General features: G+C 66.7%; 9 protein-coding genes. 4 read left to right on the top strand and 5 right to left on the bottom strand.

Annotated elements, in window-relative coordinates; all coding sequences use genetic code 11:
• Positions 1 to 162: 162 nt before the first annotated feature.
• Both CEY08_RS10260 and CEY08_RS10265 read left to right on the top strand, forming a co-directional pair.
• Complete coding sequence (locus CEY08_RS10260; RefSeq protein ID WP_042795130.1) at positions 163 to 2676, top strand: AsmA family protein; 2514 nt, start codon at positions 163 to 165, stop codon at positions 2674 to 2676.
• A complete protein-coding gene (locus CEY08_RS10265; protein WP_042795129.1) occupies positions 2673 to 3059 on the top strand; it encodes an MOSC N-terminal beta barrel domain-containing protein in 387 nt (128 codons plus the stop codon). Before CEY08_RS10260 ends, CEY08_RS10265 begins: the two co-directional genes overlap by 4 nt.
• 39 nt (positions 3060 to 3098) lie before the next feature.
• Here the strand turns inward: CEY08_RS10265 and CEY08_RS10270 are convergent, their stop codons facing one another.
• From CEY08_RS10270 to rsmD, 4 genes are all read right to left on the bottom strand, one after another.
• Positions 3099 to 4322 (bottom strand): benzoate/H(+) symporter BenE family transporter, encoded by a 1224-nt coding sequence (locus tag CEY08_RS10270; protein ID WP_076815477.1) that lies wholly within the window; start codon positions 4320 to 4322, stop codon positions 3099 to 3101.
• Complete coding sequence (locus CEY08_RS10275) at positions 4319 to 4570, bottom strand: YfhL family 4Fe-4S dicluster ferredoxin (protein ID WP_042795127.1); 252 nt, start codon at positions 4568 to 4570, stop codon at positions 4319 to 4321. Before CEY08_RS10275 ends, CEY08_RS10270 begins: the two co-directional genes overlap by 4 nt.
• Before the next feature lie 124 nt (positions 4571 to 4694).
• The gene (gene coaD / locus CEY08_RS10280; RefSeq protein WP_013396175.1) at positions 4695 to 5198 is read right to left on the bottom strand and encodes a pantetheine-phosphate adenylyltransferase; all 504 of its coding nucleotides are present in this window, start codon (positions 5196 to 5198) and stop codon (positions 4695 to 4697) included.
• A gap of 58 nt (positions 5199 to 5256) precedes the next feature.
• Positions 5257 to 5823 carry a 16S rRNA (guanine(966)-N(2))-methyltransferase RsmD gene (gene rsmD / locus CEY08_RS10285; RefSeq protein ID WP_042795126.1) on the bottom strand — a complete coding sequence of 189 codons (567 nt, stop codon included), beginning with the start codon at positions 5821 to 5823 and terminating at the stop codon, positions 5257 to 5259.
• A gap of 358 nt (positions 5824 to 6181) precedes the next feature.
• On the opposite strand from rsmD, the gene ftsY reads away from it, so the two are divergent.
• Complete coding sequence (gene ftsY / locus CEY08_RS10290) at positions 6182 to 7216, top strand: signal recognition particle-docking protein FtsY (RefSeq protein WP_408609561.1); 1035 nt, start codon at positions 6182 to 6184, stop codon at positions 7214 to 7216.
• An 84-nt stretch (positions 7217 to 7300) separates the two neighbouring features.
• On the opposite strand, the gene CEY08_RS10295 is transcribed toward ftsY, so the two are convergent.
• Positions 7301 to 8959 carry a CYTH and CHAD domain-containing protein gene (locus tag CEY08_RS10295; protein ID WP_063642819.1) on the bottom strand — a complete coding sequence of 553 codons (1659 nt, stop codon included), beginning with the start codon at positions 8957 to 8959 and terminating at the stop codon, positions 7301 to 7303.
• A gap of 308 nt (positions 8960 to 9267) precedes the next feature.
• Here CEY08_RS10295 and CEY08_RS10300 point away from each other — a divergent pair.
• The coding region (locus CEY08_RS10300) for an autotransporter-associated beta strand repeat-containing protein (protein ID WP_088607646.1) at positions 9268 to 15173 on the top strand (5906 nt) is incomplete at its 3' end.

The raw sequence follows: 15173 nt of genomic DNA on the forward strand, positions 1-15173 counted from the left end.
CATTTTTTGCGCCGCAGCCCCAGGCTCGGCATAAGAGCGGGCACGCCCTGAAAGGCCATGGCTACACAGGCCGGGCGGGTTCCGCCGATAAAGCACCTTCCGCGCGCCTGGCGCTGCGGACGGCATTCAAGGATATCCAGTCGAGGTACCGACGGGGCAGCAATGAAAACGTGGTTCAAGCGCATTTTGATAGGCCTGGTAGTGTTGGTTGTCGTGGCCGTCGTTGGCCTGGCCATCTTCTTGCTGACATTCGACCCCAACGCGTACAAGTACAAGCTGGAAGAGCTTGTCCAGCAACGCTATCAACGCACGTTGACGATCGACGGCGAGATCGAGCTGTCGCTCTTCCCGCGCATCGGCTTGTCGGTGCAGGGCGTATCGCTGTCCGAGCCTGACAGCCCGGAAATCTTCGCTTCCATCGACAGCACCCGTCTGGCGGTCGCGGTGTGGCCGTTGTTGTCCAACAGTTTTGTCGTGGACCACGTGGCCATCAGCGGACTGAAGGCTCGGGTGGTGCGGGACAAGCAGGGCCATTTCAATTTCAGCAATCTCGTGGGCGGCACGGCGCCGGTCACGGCGGCGCCGGCCAATCCCGCCGAAGCGCTGGCGGGCGCGGCCCAGAGCGCTGTGCAGGCCCTGGCCAACGGCAATTTGCCGCAGCCGCGCAACAACATGCAGATCGACATCGCCGGCCTCGACCTGAAGGACGGCCAGGTGCAACTGCAGGACGCCATCACGGGCATGGCGGTGGCGGTCACCAAGATCAACGCCAATACCGGCCGCGTCACCTTCAACCAGCCGTTCGACGTGCGTCTGACCGCGCGCGTCGAGGGCGGCAATCCGCGCGTGGATGCCAACCTGACCGGCCAGGCCCTGCTGACCCTGGATCCGTCCGCCAAGCGCTACGCCGCGCAGAAGCTGGACCTGCGCATGGACGGCAAGCTGCCGGGCGCCGAGGCCAAGAGCCTGGCCATGCGTGGCAACCTGGCCTTCAACGGCCAGAAATCGGCACTGGACGTGGCTGGCCTGGAGGTCGTGTTCCAGGGCGACGTTACCGATCCCGCCGCGCGCGCCACCAATGTGGACGCCAGCGTGGCCATTCCCAAGCTGGCGATCGATCCGCACAAGAGCCAATTGCAGATCGAAAAGCTGGCAATCCGCGCCAAGGGCGGCGTGGAGGATGGCCCCTTCGAATTTGCCGTGGACGCTCCGGCGCTCAATATCTCCCCGGCCTCGGCCACGGGAGAAGCCCTGACGGGCCGCGTGCGCATCAGCGGCCTGGATGCGAGCTTCGGCTTGAACGGCATCAGCGGCAACGCCGGCGAGCTGGACATCAAGGAAGCCAAGCTGGACAGCACCTCCAAGAATGGCGAGCGGGTCGTCAAGCTGAACTTCGCCTCGCCGCTGTCCTTGAATCTCCTGCAGCGTAGCGGCGGCCTGTCGGGCTTGCGCGGCGACGTCAACATCACGGATCCGGGCCTGCCCAAGGGCAGCCTGCAGATCCCCGTGATCGGCAGCGTGACGGCGGACCTGTTGAAGGATCAGGCCACCAGCAAGATCAACGCCGTGCTGGAAGGCGGCAAGTTCGACCTGAGCGCGGACATCACCAAACTGAGCGATTCGCCGCGGGTGAATTTCGCGTTGGTGGTGGATACGCTGGATCTGGACAAGCTGGTGCCGCCTGCCGCCGCAACGCCGGCGCAGCCTGCGGCCAAGCAACCGGCCGATGCCAAGAAGGAAGAAGGGAAGCCGGCGCAACCGGCCCCGGCTCCGGCCAAGCCTGCGGACGATACGATCGATCTGTCGGCGCTGGTCGGCCCCAGCGTCAATGGCACGATCAAGGTCGGCAAGCTGGTCGTGCGTGGCCTGAAGGCTGACGACGTCGGCGCGGCGGTCAAGCTGGACAAAGGCAAGCTGGACATTTCCAGCCTGACGGCCGGACTCTACGGCGGCAAGCTGGCGGGCACGCTGTCGGTGGATGCCGCGCAGGGCAATCAGTTGGCCACCAAGATGTCGCTGGCCGGTATCGCGATCGAACCGTTCCTGATGGACGTGGCGCGCCAGAACGTGCTGAGCGGCACGGGCAGCCTGGCGCTGGACCTGAAGACGGCCGGCGCCAATGCCTACGCCATGAAGAGCGGCTTGGGCGGCACCATGCAATTGCGCCTGCGCGACGGCGCGGTCAAGGGCATCAATCTGACGCAGACGCTGCGCGACCTGAAGGCCGCCTTCAAGCCGGAATCGCAGAACGAAACCGTGGCGTCCGATACCAGCAAGCAGACGGAATTCTCTGAAATGGACGCGGACCTGGCCTTCACCAAGGGCGTGGCCGCGGTCAAGCGCCTGAACGTCGTGTCGCCTTTGCTGCGCGTGACGCAAGGGGATCCCGCCATCATTGACTTCGTCAAGAGCGAGCTGGACCTGGTGGCGCGCGCGCGCGTCGTCAATCCGGCCGCCGACCCCGAAGGCAAGGAACTGATCGACCTGAAGGACGTGACCATTCCCGTGCACGTCAAGGGTCCGTTCGACAAGCCTACCTACACCTTGCTCTGGAAGGATGCCATCGGCGGCATCCTCCAGCGCAGCCTGGAAAACAAGCTGCGCGAAGCCGTGACGGGCAAGGGCAAGGGCGGCGCCGCCGTCGACAAGGCCTTGAAGGGATTGCTGGGTAAATGAACGCCGGAAACTTTCAACCCGTGGCCGAATGCGGCTCCACGACGCAAGCCGAGGCCGCGGGCTACCATCGCCAATGGCTGGTGGCCAATGATTCCGGCCAGTGGCTGAACCGCGCCCTGTGCCCGCGATTGGCCGACGTGTCGGTCGAGCTGCGACTGGGCTATCTGGTCTTGAAGGCGCCGGGCATGCTGCGCATGGACATCCCGCTGGACGTCATCGAAGACGACGACAGCGTGCGCTACAGCATGAGGGTGGGCGAGCAGGTGGTCGACGTAATCGACGAAGGAGAACTGGCCGCTGCCTGGATTTCGAACTTCGTCCAGGTGCCCTGCCGGATCATGAAGGTGCATCCGGATACGCCCGTGGCCGCCTGGCCGGCCTGAACCGGCCTGAACCGGCCAGAACCGGCGCCCCGGGCTGGGTCAGGCCTGGGCGCCCGAGCGCTTGTACTCGAATGCCGCGTGGGCCAGCAGGCCCGCCATCAGGCCCCAGAAGGCCGAACCGATACCCCAGAAACTGAAACCCGATGCCGTGGCCAGCAGCGTGATGAGCGCGGCTTCGCGGCGTTGCGGGTTTGCCATGGCGGCGGCCATGCCGCCCATGATGGTACCCAGCAGGGCCAATCCGGCCAGCGCCGCCAGCAGGGCGGCGGGCAGGGCTTGGAAGAAAACGGCCACGGCGCCGGCCACCACGCTCAGAACCACATAGCCCAGTCCGTAGGTGGCTGCGGCGATGTAGCGTTTGGACGGGTCCGCATGCGCTTCGGGACCCGTGCAGATGGCCGCGCTGATGGCGCCCATCGTGACGCTGTGTGCGCCGAATGGCGCGGCCAGGAGGCCCAGAAAGCCGGTCGCAGCGACCAGGCGCGAGGCGGGCGGCTGGTAGCCCGCGGCCTGCAGGATGGCCAGGCCGGGCAGGTTCTGCGACGCCATGGCGACGACGAACAACGGAATGCCCAGGCTGACCGTGGCTTGCGCGCTGAAGGCCGGCGTCGTCCAGACGAATTCGGTCAGGCGCCAATCCAGCAGGTCCAGCTGGATGAGGTTCAGGCCGAAAGCGATTGCGATGGCCACCAGCATGACGACCAGCACGGCGTAGCGCGGCGCCCAGCGCCGGCAGAGCAGATAGGCGGCGCACATTGCCAGTACCAGCGCGGGCTGTTGTTTGATGTTGCTGAAGACGCCCATGCCGAAGTTGAGCAGCACCCCTGCCAACATGGCTGCCGCGATTTCGCCGGGAATGCGGCGCAGGATGGGATCGATCCAGCCGAACAGGCCGCAGGCCAGCGTCAGCGCGGCCGCCAGGACGAAGGCGCCGATGGCCTCGTTGAACGGAACGCCGGCCAGCGCGGTGACCAGCAGGGCTGCTCCGGGCGTGGACCAGGCCATGACGATGGGCAGGCCCGTGCGCAGGCTGTACAAGGCTCCGCCCAGGCCGAACGCGAGGCTGAGCGAGCCGATCCAGGAACCGATGTGAGCGGAATCCAGGCCTGCGGTATGGCCGGCCTGCACCATCAGTACGGCGGTGCCGCCAAAGCTGACCAGGACGGCGACCAGGCCGGCGGCGATGGCCGATGCGGACAGGTCGCGGCGGGCGTGGTGGCGGGAAGGAGGGAGGTTGATGCTGGACTGCGCGGCGTCGCTCATGCTGCACCGGTCAGGCGGCGGTACTTTGCCATGAGTTGTTCCTGGCCTTCATTCCATTGGGGGTGCAGTTCGATGCATTCCACGGGACATACGACTTTGCATTGCGGCTCGTCGTGGTGGCCCACGCATTCCGTGCACCGGTCGGGGTCGATGACGTAATAATCCTCGCCCATGGAGATTGCTTCGTTCGGGCACTGGGGCTCGCAAACGTCGCAATTGATGCATTCTTCGGTGATGGTCAGGGCCATGGCGGGCAGCGGTGTGGGCGGATGGGGCTAGGCGCATTGTACTGCCGCGGCCCGCCTTGGCCGCGCAGCGCAAGAAGGGCGCTTTACGCGCCCTTCGAGGGTGGAGCAACGCCTGGGGGCGGGGTCAGCCCGGCCAGGACTGTTCGCGGCGTTCCTTGGCCTTTTCCTGCAGCCAGCGTTCCACCGAGGGGAACACGAACTTGCTCACGTCGCCGCCCAACTGCGCGATTTCTCGCACGATGGTGCCGGAGATGAACTGGTATTGGTCCGAGGGCGTCATGAACAGCGTTTCGACGTCGGGCAGCAGATGGCGGTTCATGCCGGCCATCTGGAATTCGTATTCAAAGTCGGACACGGCACGCAGGCCGCGCACGATCACGCGGCCGCCCTGGTCGCGCACAAAGTCCTTGAGCAGGCCGCCGAAACTCTGCACTTCCACGTTGGGATAGTGCCCCAGCACTTCGCGCGCAATTTCCACGCGCTCGTCGATGCTGAAGAAAGGCTTCTTGTTGCGGCTAATGGCGATCCCGACCACGACTTTGTCGAAAAGCGTGGCGGCACGGCGGACCAGATCCTCGTGGCCTCTGGTCAGCGGGTCGAAAGTGCCGGGATATACAGCGGTGATCATACGAGCTCCGTACCGTTATTAGTGGTGTACACCATCCTCCGAAGCTCGGATTATTGACCTATTTGCGCAATGCAGCAAATTCCAGCAGGTGGTAGTGGACCGCGCCTGCCTTGTCCTGCCGCAAGATCGTGAATCCTTCGGGGGCTTCAATGGGGCTTTCCGCCTCTACGTAGACTAGCCCATGCTCGGTCAGAATGCCCGGCAGAATTGGCCACAGGCGCGGTAGCCACCCCTGGCCGAAGGGAGGATCCAGGAGGATGAGGTCAAATCGCGACGCATCCATCCGTTCGGCGACCTGCATGGCATCGCCCACATGGATGCGTATCATGTCGGCTTTGAGCTTGTCGCGCAGTGTCCGCAGCGCGGACGCGGCGGTCTTGTCCCGCTCGACCATCTGCACATGCGCCACGCCGCGCGAGGCCGCCTCGAAACCCAGGGCGCCGCTGCCGGCGAACAGATCCAGCACCTGCTTGTCGGCAAAGTCGCCGCCCCACAGGTGATTGAGCCAGTTGAACAGCGTTTCGCGCACCCGGTCGGGCGTGGGGCGCAGCGTCTCCACGTCGGGCACGGCGATGGGGGTGCGTCTGTATTGGCCCCCGACGATACGAATATACTTGTTACCCATGTTTAGCCGCTTCTTCAAGAAAAAATCCCCTCCGCCCGCCGCGCCGGCCCAGCCCGCGCCGCCGCCGGAGGCTGCAGACGCCGTAACCGCGCCTGCCGAGCCCGCCGCCGCGCCGGCCATACCCGCGCCGCCGGCGCCGGTTGCCACCGAACCGCGCCGCGAACCCAGCATAGAACCTGCTGCCGTGGTCCCGCCCGCGGCCGCGCCGGTTGTCGCCCCGCCGGCGGCGCCTGCCGCCGCGCCCGCTTCAGCCCAGGCAGCGCCTGCAATCGCAGCGCCTGCAACGTCAGCGCCGTCATTCGCGCCGCCACCGCCGCCCGCTCCCATTGCAGTTCCTGCGCCCAGTGCGCCGGCCGCCGTGGCGCCGGTGCCTGCACCGGCGACTGCCCCGGCACCGGCTTTGGCGCCGAATCCCGCGCCGGCAGCGCCTTCGGCGGTTGCCCCCGCGCCCATTGTCGAAGCCGCCGCGGAAGCGCCCAAGAAGGCATCGTGGCTGTCCCGCCTGAAACAGGGGCTGTCGCGCACAGGTCAGAGCATTGGCGGTATTTTCGTCGGCGTGAAGGTCGACGAGAACCTGTTCGAGGAACTCGAGTCGGCGCTCATTATGGCCGATGCGGGCCTGGAGGCTACCGAAAAGCTCTTGACCGCGCTGCGCGCCCGCGTGAAAAAAGAGCGCATCGAGGACCCGGCCAAGGTGAAGGCGGCGCTGCGCCAGTTGCTGGCCGACCACCTGCGTCCGCTGGAGCGCGCATTCGATTTGAAGCGCACGCAGCCGCTGGTCGTCATGATCGCCGGCGTCAACGGCGCGGGCAAGACCACGTCGATCGGCAAGCTGGCCCATACCTTTCAGCGCCAGGGCGCCAGCGTGCTGTTGGCTGCGGGCGATACTTTCCGCGCAGCGGCGCGCGAGCAGCTTATCGAATGGGGCAGCCGCAACAACGTGACGGTGATCTCGCAGGACGGCGGCGATCCCGCAGCCGTAGCGTTCGATGCCGTCAATGCCGGCCGCGCGCGCGGCATGGGCGTGGTGATGGTCGACACTGCCGGCCGCCTGCCCACCCAACTGCACCTGATGGAAGAACTCAAGAAGATCCGCCGCGTCATCGGCAAGGCGGATGCCGCGGCGCCGCACGAGGTGCTGCTGGTGGTGGACGGCAATACCGGCCAGAACGCCTTGGCGCAGATCCGCGCCTTTGACGCCGCAATCAATCTGACGGGCCTGGTCGTGACCAAGCTGGACGGCACCGCCAAGGGGGGCACGCTGGCTGCCGTGGCCGCGGGCAGCCAGGGCGTGCGTCCGATTCCGGTGTACTGGATCGGCGTGGGCGAAAGCCTGGAAGACCTGCAGCCCTTTGTGGCTGACGAATTCGCCGGGGCCTTGCTGGCGGATTGATGTCCATGAGTCCGGCGCGCTTGCGCCGGGTGGAGCAAAAGCAAAGGGACGGCGCCAGCCGTCCCTTTTGTATTCAAGCCTGCCTTACTTCCAGAAAGGTTTGCTTGCCGCCAGGTCGTCGAATGCCTGCTGCGCGTCGTCCGCCAGTTCCTGCAGGCGGGCGCTGATCCAGCCCAAGGCGAACCAGGCTTGCGGGTGGGTGGCGGTACACGACTCGTAGTAGTCCTTGGCCACTGCAAGATCGTTGATTTCGCCCAGCACGTCCTGCACTCGCGACAACAATTTGCGATAGCCGCGCAGCTTGCCCGCGGGCAGCAGCGATTCGGCGAACGCCAGGCTGTATCGCAGGCGCTTGCCACGTTTGCGCAATTCATGGCGCGTAGGGATGTCCAGCGTTGCGAACTGCGTGCCTTGGTCGGCGACCTTGCTGTGCCAGCGGTGCAGGCGCCGCGCCAGTTGTTTGTGCAGGCGCTGCGGATCGGGTTCGGGCGCCAGCATGGGAATGATGGTGGGCCTGACGCTAGGGCCGGCCACGCCGCCTTCCAACCGGATGGCAGGTTCGGGCGCGGTGTCGCTGGGCGTGCCATTGGCGATGGCCTGGCCATCCGCGGCAGGCAGGGCCGGCGGCACGTCCAGGCTCCATTCCAGCAGGTCCAGCATCCAGGCCTGGAAGGCCTTGCCACCAGCGATGCTGCGCGCGTCCTGCTCCGGCGGTGGGGCTTCCATGGGAATGACCGGCATGCCGGCGCGCATGAGCGCGGGCGCCACTGTTTCGTTCAGCACGTCCTGGTCGCGGTTGGCGCCGAAAGCGGCGAAGTGCGTGCGCACGCCTTGGAGCAGGCCATCGGGGATAGGCGCTATCCAGCCATCGAACAGCTTCCAGGCCGAACGCAGGCGGCGTACGCCCACGCGCAGCTGATGCACGTGTTCGGAGTTGCCGGCGCGGTACACGCCTTCGGTATCGACTTCGGCCAGTACCGCCGCGTTGCGCGCGATCTGGTCCAGGCATTCCGCGGCAACGCGCGCCATGGCCTGGGGCGCGGTCATGTCTTCGCGCAGCTTGACCGACGCCGCGCCGCGCGGCGCCCAGAACTGCGCGATGGCTTGCGCGCGGCGGGCTTCGAGATCATCGCCGGGGATGGCGTCGGCATCGGCCAGGCGCTGCGCCAGTTGGGCCAGCGCGTCGCCGCGTTCGGATTTGCTGCGCGGATCGAGCACCAGGCTGTGGCGCTGCTGCCAGCCGCGAGCCGCCGCGAAGATGGCCGCCGGCCGCCCAGACACCAGTTCGAATTCCAGTTCAGAGATGGGTAGCTCCAGCGCGCCGGCGCGCAGGATGCCAGTGTCGTAGGCCAGCTCCACCGTGCCGTAACGCGTGCGGACCTTGCGCAGCAGGCGCTGCACGTCGGTTTCATACCGCAGGCCCAATTCGCCCTTGATGGCGGCCAGCGCGGCCTCGACCTCGGTGCCCGCATACACCGACAGATCCAGCACCGGACCCGGCCGCGGATGATTGAGTTCGATGCGCGTGATGGCGTTGATGCCTGGCATCTTCAGCGTCTGCACCCAGTCGCGGCCTTCCTGGCGCAGGCGGATGGCGATGCGCGCCCGCGCGAGTTCGCGTTCGGGCGTATCGAAATACATGGCGTGCAGGCGGATGCGCGTGGCTTCGCGTTGCTTGATCTCTCGCAGGACGGCCTGGCGGGAAGCCGCGGGCACGTGCAGTTTCAATTCCTGTTCCGACATGGCGGCAAGTGTCCAACGGCAAAAGCCGAGATCTTAATCAAACGGGGCGGGGATTTGATGACCGGTCATATTTAGTTCACACAGAGCATAGACGGCTTTGCGGTGCATCAACAATCCGCCCGCCCCAGGCTCCAGCCAGGCTGGAAATTGCTCCAGCGCGGGCGCTCGAATTACCTAGTTTCAGTGATATGCAATGTTACGAATCGCTTTTCTAATTGTAAGTTTCGCGCCGTCCCTCTCGTGCCTGCCGCCCGTCATAACCGGCGGCGACCGTTCCGCCGGCGCTTGTTACCGTCCAGAAGGCCGCAATGAACCGCATCTATCGCATTGTCTTCAACCGCAGCGCAGGGCTGTGGCAGGTCGTGGGCGAACATGCCCGCGGGCATGGCAAGAGCCGGGGCCGCAGTCGGGCGCTGGGGGCGATGGTTGCGCTGGCCGCCGCCTGCGGTTCGTCGCCAGCCTGGGCGCAGGTGACGATCATCGCTTCGGGCGATGTCCTGCCTGATAATGCGGCGGGGTGGAACGCCGCCGTGGACCTTATGGTCGGCAACACCCGCTCCGGCGAAATCACCGTACTCAACGGAGGCCGCCTTTACAGCGCAGCGGGCGGGATCGGCACCGGGCCGGGCGGAATCGGCACGGCCACTGTGACGGGCTCGACGTCTTCCTGGTCGGTGTACAGGGACCTGTCCATCGGCGCCGGCGGCACCGGAACGCTGAATCTCGTCGATGGCGGATCGCTGGTCGTCGTCGGCGGCGGGATCGTCTCGCTGGCCCCGGTCGCGGGCGGGACCGGCACGATCAACATCGGCGCGGCGCCTGGAGCCGCACCCGCCCTCGCGGGCACGCTGTCCGCGGACGAAATCCGTTTCGGGGCGGGCATGGGCACGCTCAATTTCAACACCAGTTCCTCGACCACCTTCAGCACGCGCCTTGCCAGCAGCGGACCGGGCGCGGGCGCCATCAATCACTACGCCGGCACGACCTTCCTGACGGGCGATAGCGCCGGTTTCCAGGGCGTCGTGACAGCCCGTGGCGGGCAGTTGCGCATCCTCGACAAGCTGGGTTCTGCCGAGGCAAAAATCGACGGCGGCGCGGCGGCGGGCAATACGGCAGGGGTGCTTGTTGCCGGCGCCGACGCCGAATGGACCGTTTCGGACAACCTCTTCGTCGGCGGCACGGGCCAGGGATGGCTGACCATCCAGAACGGCGGCCTGGTTTCCAACCGCTTCGGCTCGGTCAATGCCGCGCAGAACGGCTCGGCGCAAGTGACCGTCTCCGCGTCCACCTGGAATAACACCTTGGCGCTGCTGGTTGGCGCGGACGGCGGCGGCGGCACGGTGTCCGTCCAGAACCAGGGGCAGTTGACCAGCGTCGATGGTTACGTGGGCCGCAACGCCGGTGGCGACGGATCCGTCACGGTGCGCGGGCCGGGATCGGCCTGGACCAATAGCGGCTTCCTGCGGGTGGGCGACATGGGCGGGCGCGGACTGCTCAGCATCCAGAATGGCGGCGTCGTTTCAAACACCGACAGCTACGTCGGCAGCATGGATGGCAGCGTCGGTAACGTGGAGGTCAGGGGAGGCGGGGCCGTCTGGAACAACCTGGGTTCGATGACCTTGGGGTATGGGCTCGGCGTGAACTCCGGCAGCCTGACGGTCGCGGACGAGGGAGAGGTCAACGTCGGCGCGAGCGGAACCGGGGCCATCGTATTGGCGCCCAGCACTTTCCTGTTCTACCGCCCCTCCGGCACGATCAACATCGGTGGGCATGCCGGCCTGGCTGCGGCCGGCGCCGGCGTGATCAATGCTTCCGCTATCCAGTTCGGCGCGGGCGACGCCACCTTGAACTTCAACCACACCGACGCCGGCTACCGCTTTTCCGCCGCACTGGACAGCGGGACCAACAGCGGCTCCTCGCATCGCGTCAACCAGGTCGCCGGCACCACCTTGCTGTCCGGCGCCAGCAGCGGCTTCAAGGGCAGGACGACCGTATCCGGCGGCAAACTGGTGGTGCTGGGCTCGCTGGGCGGTTCGGCGGAAGTGACGGGCGGCACATTGCAATACGGCGACGGCGCGGTGGGCGTGGCCAGCAACCTGACCGGCGACCTGCGGGTTGCCGGCGCCAGCAGTACGTTGTCGGTGCAAGGCCCTGCGACGCTGGCAGTGGCGGGAAATATCGACTTGGCCGACGGCACCATTCTGGACGTGAAAGCCGGTACCGGCGGCCCGTCCCTGCGCGCCAACACCGTGACGCTGGGCGACGGCGTGACATTCAAGCTGAGCGGCATTGCCGACGAGAGCCAACTCGATGCCGTGCTCATTGATTCCACCAGTGGCATCACCGGCGATTTCGCTGCGGTGAGCGTGGGCGGATTCACGGGCCCCGTGGACTATCTCACGGTCAATACGCGCAAGTCGGCCGACGACTTGCAGTACCGAGCGGCCTACGCGCCAAGCTGGACAGCCAGTAACAACCTGGCCCACGGCACGTTCACGCTTGCCAATGCGCCGGACCGGTTCCAACTTGGCGTGGCGCTTACGGACCAGGCAGCCAATATCGCAACGGGCTGGAACGGCAGGACGCTGACCAAGGCGGGTAACGGCACGCTGGTTCTGAGCGGCGCCAACACCTATAGCGGCGGCACCTTGATCACCGGTGGCATGCTGCAAGTCGATCGTAATGAAAACCTGGGCAACGCCACGGGCGCCGTGGTGTTCGACGGCGGCGGGCTGGCGGTCTCGAACTCATTCATAACCTCGCGCGCCATCACGTTGGCGCAGTCCGGCCGCGTCGACGTGGCGACCGGCCGCACGCTGTTGCTGGCGGGAGGAGTGTCGGGCGGCGGCGACTTGATCAAGACAGGCGCGGGCACGCTGCACCTGACCAACGGGGGCAACACTTACAGCAATACCCGGATCCAGTCGGGCATGCTGATCGGCAGCGCGACTTCCGTCCGGGGCAATGTCGAGAACCACGGTACGTTAGTGTTCCAGCAGTTGGCCGACGGAACCTTTGGCGGCTCACTCTTCGGAGACGGAGTGCTGGAGAAGACCGGTACGGGCACACTGGAGCTGACCGGCAACCATGCCTCGTACACGGGCCATACCAAGGTGTGGAACGGTAAGCTGGTGGTGATCGGCGCGCTCGGCGGCTCGGCTCAAGTGGCTGGCGGCGCATTGCAGTTCGGCAACGGGCTCGGGGGCGCGGCCAGCCGCCTCGGCGGCAACCTGAGCGTGGCGGGGACGGGTAGTGTTCTGTCGGTGCAAGGTCCGGCGACGCTGGCGGTGGCGGGCGATATCGGCATGGCCGATCACACGGCCCTGGACATCGCGGCGGGCGCGGGTGGACCTGCCATCACGGCCGGCAGCGTGACCTTGGGTGACGGCGTCTCGCTTGCCATCCGAGGCATCCATGGCGCGAGCCTGTCAGACGTAGTCCTGATCGAGACCGGCTCGGGCATCACTGGAGACTTCGGATCGGTGAGCGTGGGAGGCTACGCAGGCACCGTGGATTATCTAGGCGTCAATACCCGCAAGTCCGCGGATAACCTGCGATACCTCGCCTCTTATGGCCTGAGCTGGCTGACCGGCAACAATCTGGCGCACGGCACGTTCACCCTGACCGACGCGACAGACGAGTTCGAGGTGCGCGCGGCGCTCGCTGACCAGGCGGCCAATGGCGCGACGGGCTGGGACGGGCGGACCCTTACCAAAGCCGGCGCAGGAACCTTGGTGTTGAGCGGCGCCAACAGCTACTCCGGCGGTACGCGAATCGATGGCGGCACGCTGCGGGTGGACCGCGACGCGAACCTGGGCGCCGCCGCAGCCGGCCTGACGTTCAACGGCGGCACGCTGGCCACCACCGGCACGTTCGACATCTCGCGTGCCGTGACGCTGGCGCAAGCGGGCCGCGTCGACGTGGCTGCCGGCACGACGCTGGGCTTGTCCGGCGAGGTTTCGGGCAATGGCATGCTCGTCAAAAAGGGCAGCGGCACGCTGAGCTTGCGCAGCGGAAACACCCACGCCGGCGGCACGATGCTGGACGGCGGCACGCTGCGGATTGCGCATGACTCCAGCCTCGGCGCGGCGAACAGTCTTCTTATCATCAACGGCGGCACGCTGGCGACGACGACATCCTTTGGGATTTCGCGCTCCATCGCCCTCGGGATCTCACCGGATGCGGGCTTTGACGTCTCTACCGGCACTACGCTGGGGGTGAGCGGCGCGGTTTTAGGCGGCGGCAGGCTCGTCAAGCGCGGGGCTGGGGCCTTGGTCCTGGGCGGCTCCAATAGTTATGGTGGCGGCACGGCAATCCTGGACGGCACGCTGCAGGTGAGCCGCGACGATAATCTGGGCGTCGCGGGCGGCAGCTTGACGTTCGGCGGGGGCACGTTGGCCACGACCGGGTCCTTTTCCTCCTCGCGCGCCATTACGCTCGCGCAGGCGGGCAATGTCGACGTGGCCGCCGGCAATGTCCTGACCCTGACTGGCCAGGTGTCGGGCAGCGCCGACCTGGTCAAGGCAGGCGCGGGCGTCCTGCGCCTGGACAACGCAGCCAATGCCTACCGCAATACCTGGGTCCAGCGTGGCTCGCTGATCGGCGATGCCGCTTCGATTTCTGGCAATGTCATCAATGACGGCGCGCTGGTTTTCCAACAGACGGTCGATGGCATTTTCAGGGGCGACGTTTCAGGCTCTGGCTCGCTGACCGCATCGGGCGCCGGAAGATTGAGCCTGACCGGCGTCAATACCTACGCCGGCGGCACGAGGATCGAAGGTGGCATGCTGCAGGTCGAGCGCGACGCCAATCTCGGCGCGACGGCCGGCAGCCTGACCTTGAACGCCGGGATGCTGGCGACCACCGGCAGCTTCGACAGTTCGCGTGCCGTCCTGCTGACACAGGCGGGAATGTTCGACGTTCGCGCAGGCACGACGTTGGGATTGGGCGGTACGGTGTCGGGTAACGGCGCGCTCATCAAGGGCGGCGCCGGCACACTGGTCATGAGCGGCGGCAATGACTACAGCGGAGGCACAATCCTCGCTGACGGCAACCTGCGTGTAGGCAGCGATGCCAGCCTGGGCGCAGCGGCCGGCGCACTGGTATTCAGCGGTGGCACGCTGGCGACCACAGGCACATTCGATATCGCGCGAGCGGTCGTGCTGGCGCAAACCGGCCGCCTCGACGTGGCGGCAGGCACGACGCTGGGCCTTACCTCTACGGTTTCGGACGGAGCCGGTCTCGTGAAACAGGGCGGGGGCACTCTCGTCTTGAGCGGCAGCAACAGCCATGACGGCGGCACGACGATCGAGGCAGGCACCCTGCAGATCGATCGCGATGCGAACCTGGGCGATGTCATAGGCGGCCTGGCATTCCATGGCGGTGCGCTGGCCACGACGGGATCCTTTACGTCCTCGCGCGCCGTAACGCTTGCGCAAACGGCTCGCTTCGACGTCGCAGCGTCGACCACGCTGGGCGTGAACGGCGCGGTGTCGGGAGCAGGCGGGCTCGTCAAGAGCGGCGGCGGCGCGATGGTCTTGAACGGCAGCAACAGCTACGTCGGCGGCACGACGATTGCCGACGGCATCCTGCGTATCGGCCGTGACGCGAACCTGGGCGCCGCCGCAGGCGGCCTGACGTTCAACGGTGGCACGCTGGCCACCACCGGCACGTTCGACATCTCGCGTGCCGTGATGCTGGCGCAAGCGGGCCGCGTCGACGTGGCTGCTGGCACGACGCTGGGCTTGTCCGGCCTGGTGTCGGGAGGCGGCTCGCTCGTCAAGGCCGGGGCCGGCACGCTGGTGCTGGACGGCATCAATGCCTATGGCGGCGGCACCCGCATCGATGGCGGCACGTTGCAGATCGCGCGCGACGAGAGCCTGGGCCATGTGACGGGCGCGCTGGTGTTTGGCGGTGGTGCGCTGGCCACCACGGACTCCTTTACGACGTCACGCGCGATTACGCTGGCGCAGGCGGGCCGCGTGGATGTGGCGGCGGGGACGACGCTGGGCCTGGCGGGCGGCGTGTCCGGCAGCGGCGACCTCGTCAAGGTCGGCATGGGCACGCTGCGCCTGAGCAATGCAAGCAATGCCTACGGCAATACCAGGATCCAGTCGGGCACGCTGATCGGCAACGCGGGGTCCGTCCGCGGCAACGTCGATAACGGCGGCATGCTGGTGTTCGAGCAGGCGACTGACGGGACGTTCGCCGGCGC

Source organism: Achromobacter insolitus (assembly GCF_002209555.1).
GTDB classification, from domain to species: Bacteria; Pseudomonadota; Gammaproteobacteria; order Burkholderiales; family Burkholderiaceae_B; genus Achromobacter; species Achromobacter insolitus.

What these genes read in the sequence shown, in the direction of transcription:
- CEY08_RS10275 (WP_042795127.1), bottom strand. Translation starts at nt 4,570, where the DNA reads ATGGCCCTGACCATCACCGAAGAATGCATCAATTGCGACGTTTGCGAG.
- CEY08_RS10295 (WP_063642819.1), bottom strand. Translation starts at nt 8,959, where the DNA reads ATGTCGGAACAGGAATTGAAACTGCACGTGCCCGCGGCTTCCCGCCAG.
- CEY08_RS10265 (WP_042795129.1), top strand. Translation starts at nt 2,673, where the DNA reads ATGAACGCCGGAAACTTTCAACCCGTGGCCGAATGCGGCTCCACGACG.
- coaD (WP_013396175.1), bottom strand. Translation starts at nt 5,198, where the DNA reads ATGATCACCGCTGTATATCCCGGCACTTTCGACCCGCTGACCAGAGGC.
- CEY08_RS10270 (WP_076815477.1), bottom strand. Translation starts at nt 4,322, where the DNA reads ATGAGCGACGCCGCGCAGTCCAGCATCAACCTCCCTCCTTCCCGCCAC.
- CEY08_RS10260 (WP_042795130.1), top strand. Translation starts at nt 163, where the DNA reads ATGAAAACGTGGTTCAAGCGCATTTTGATAGGCCTGGTAGTGTTGGTT.
- rsmD (WP_042795126.1), bottom strand. Translation starts at nt 5,823, where the DNA reads ATGGGTAACAAGTATATTCGTATCGTCGGGGGCCAATACAGACGCACC.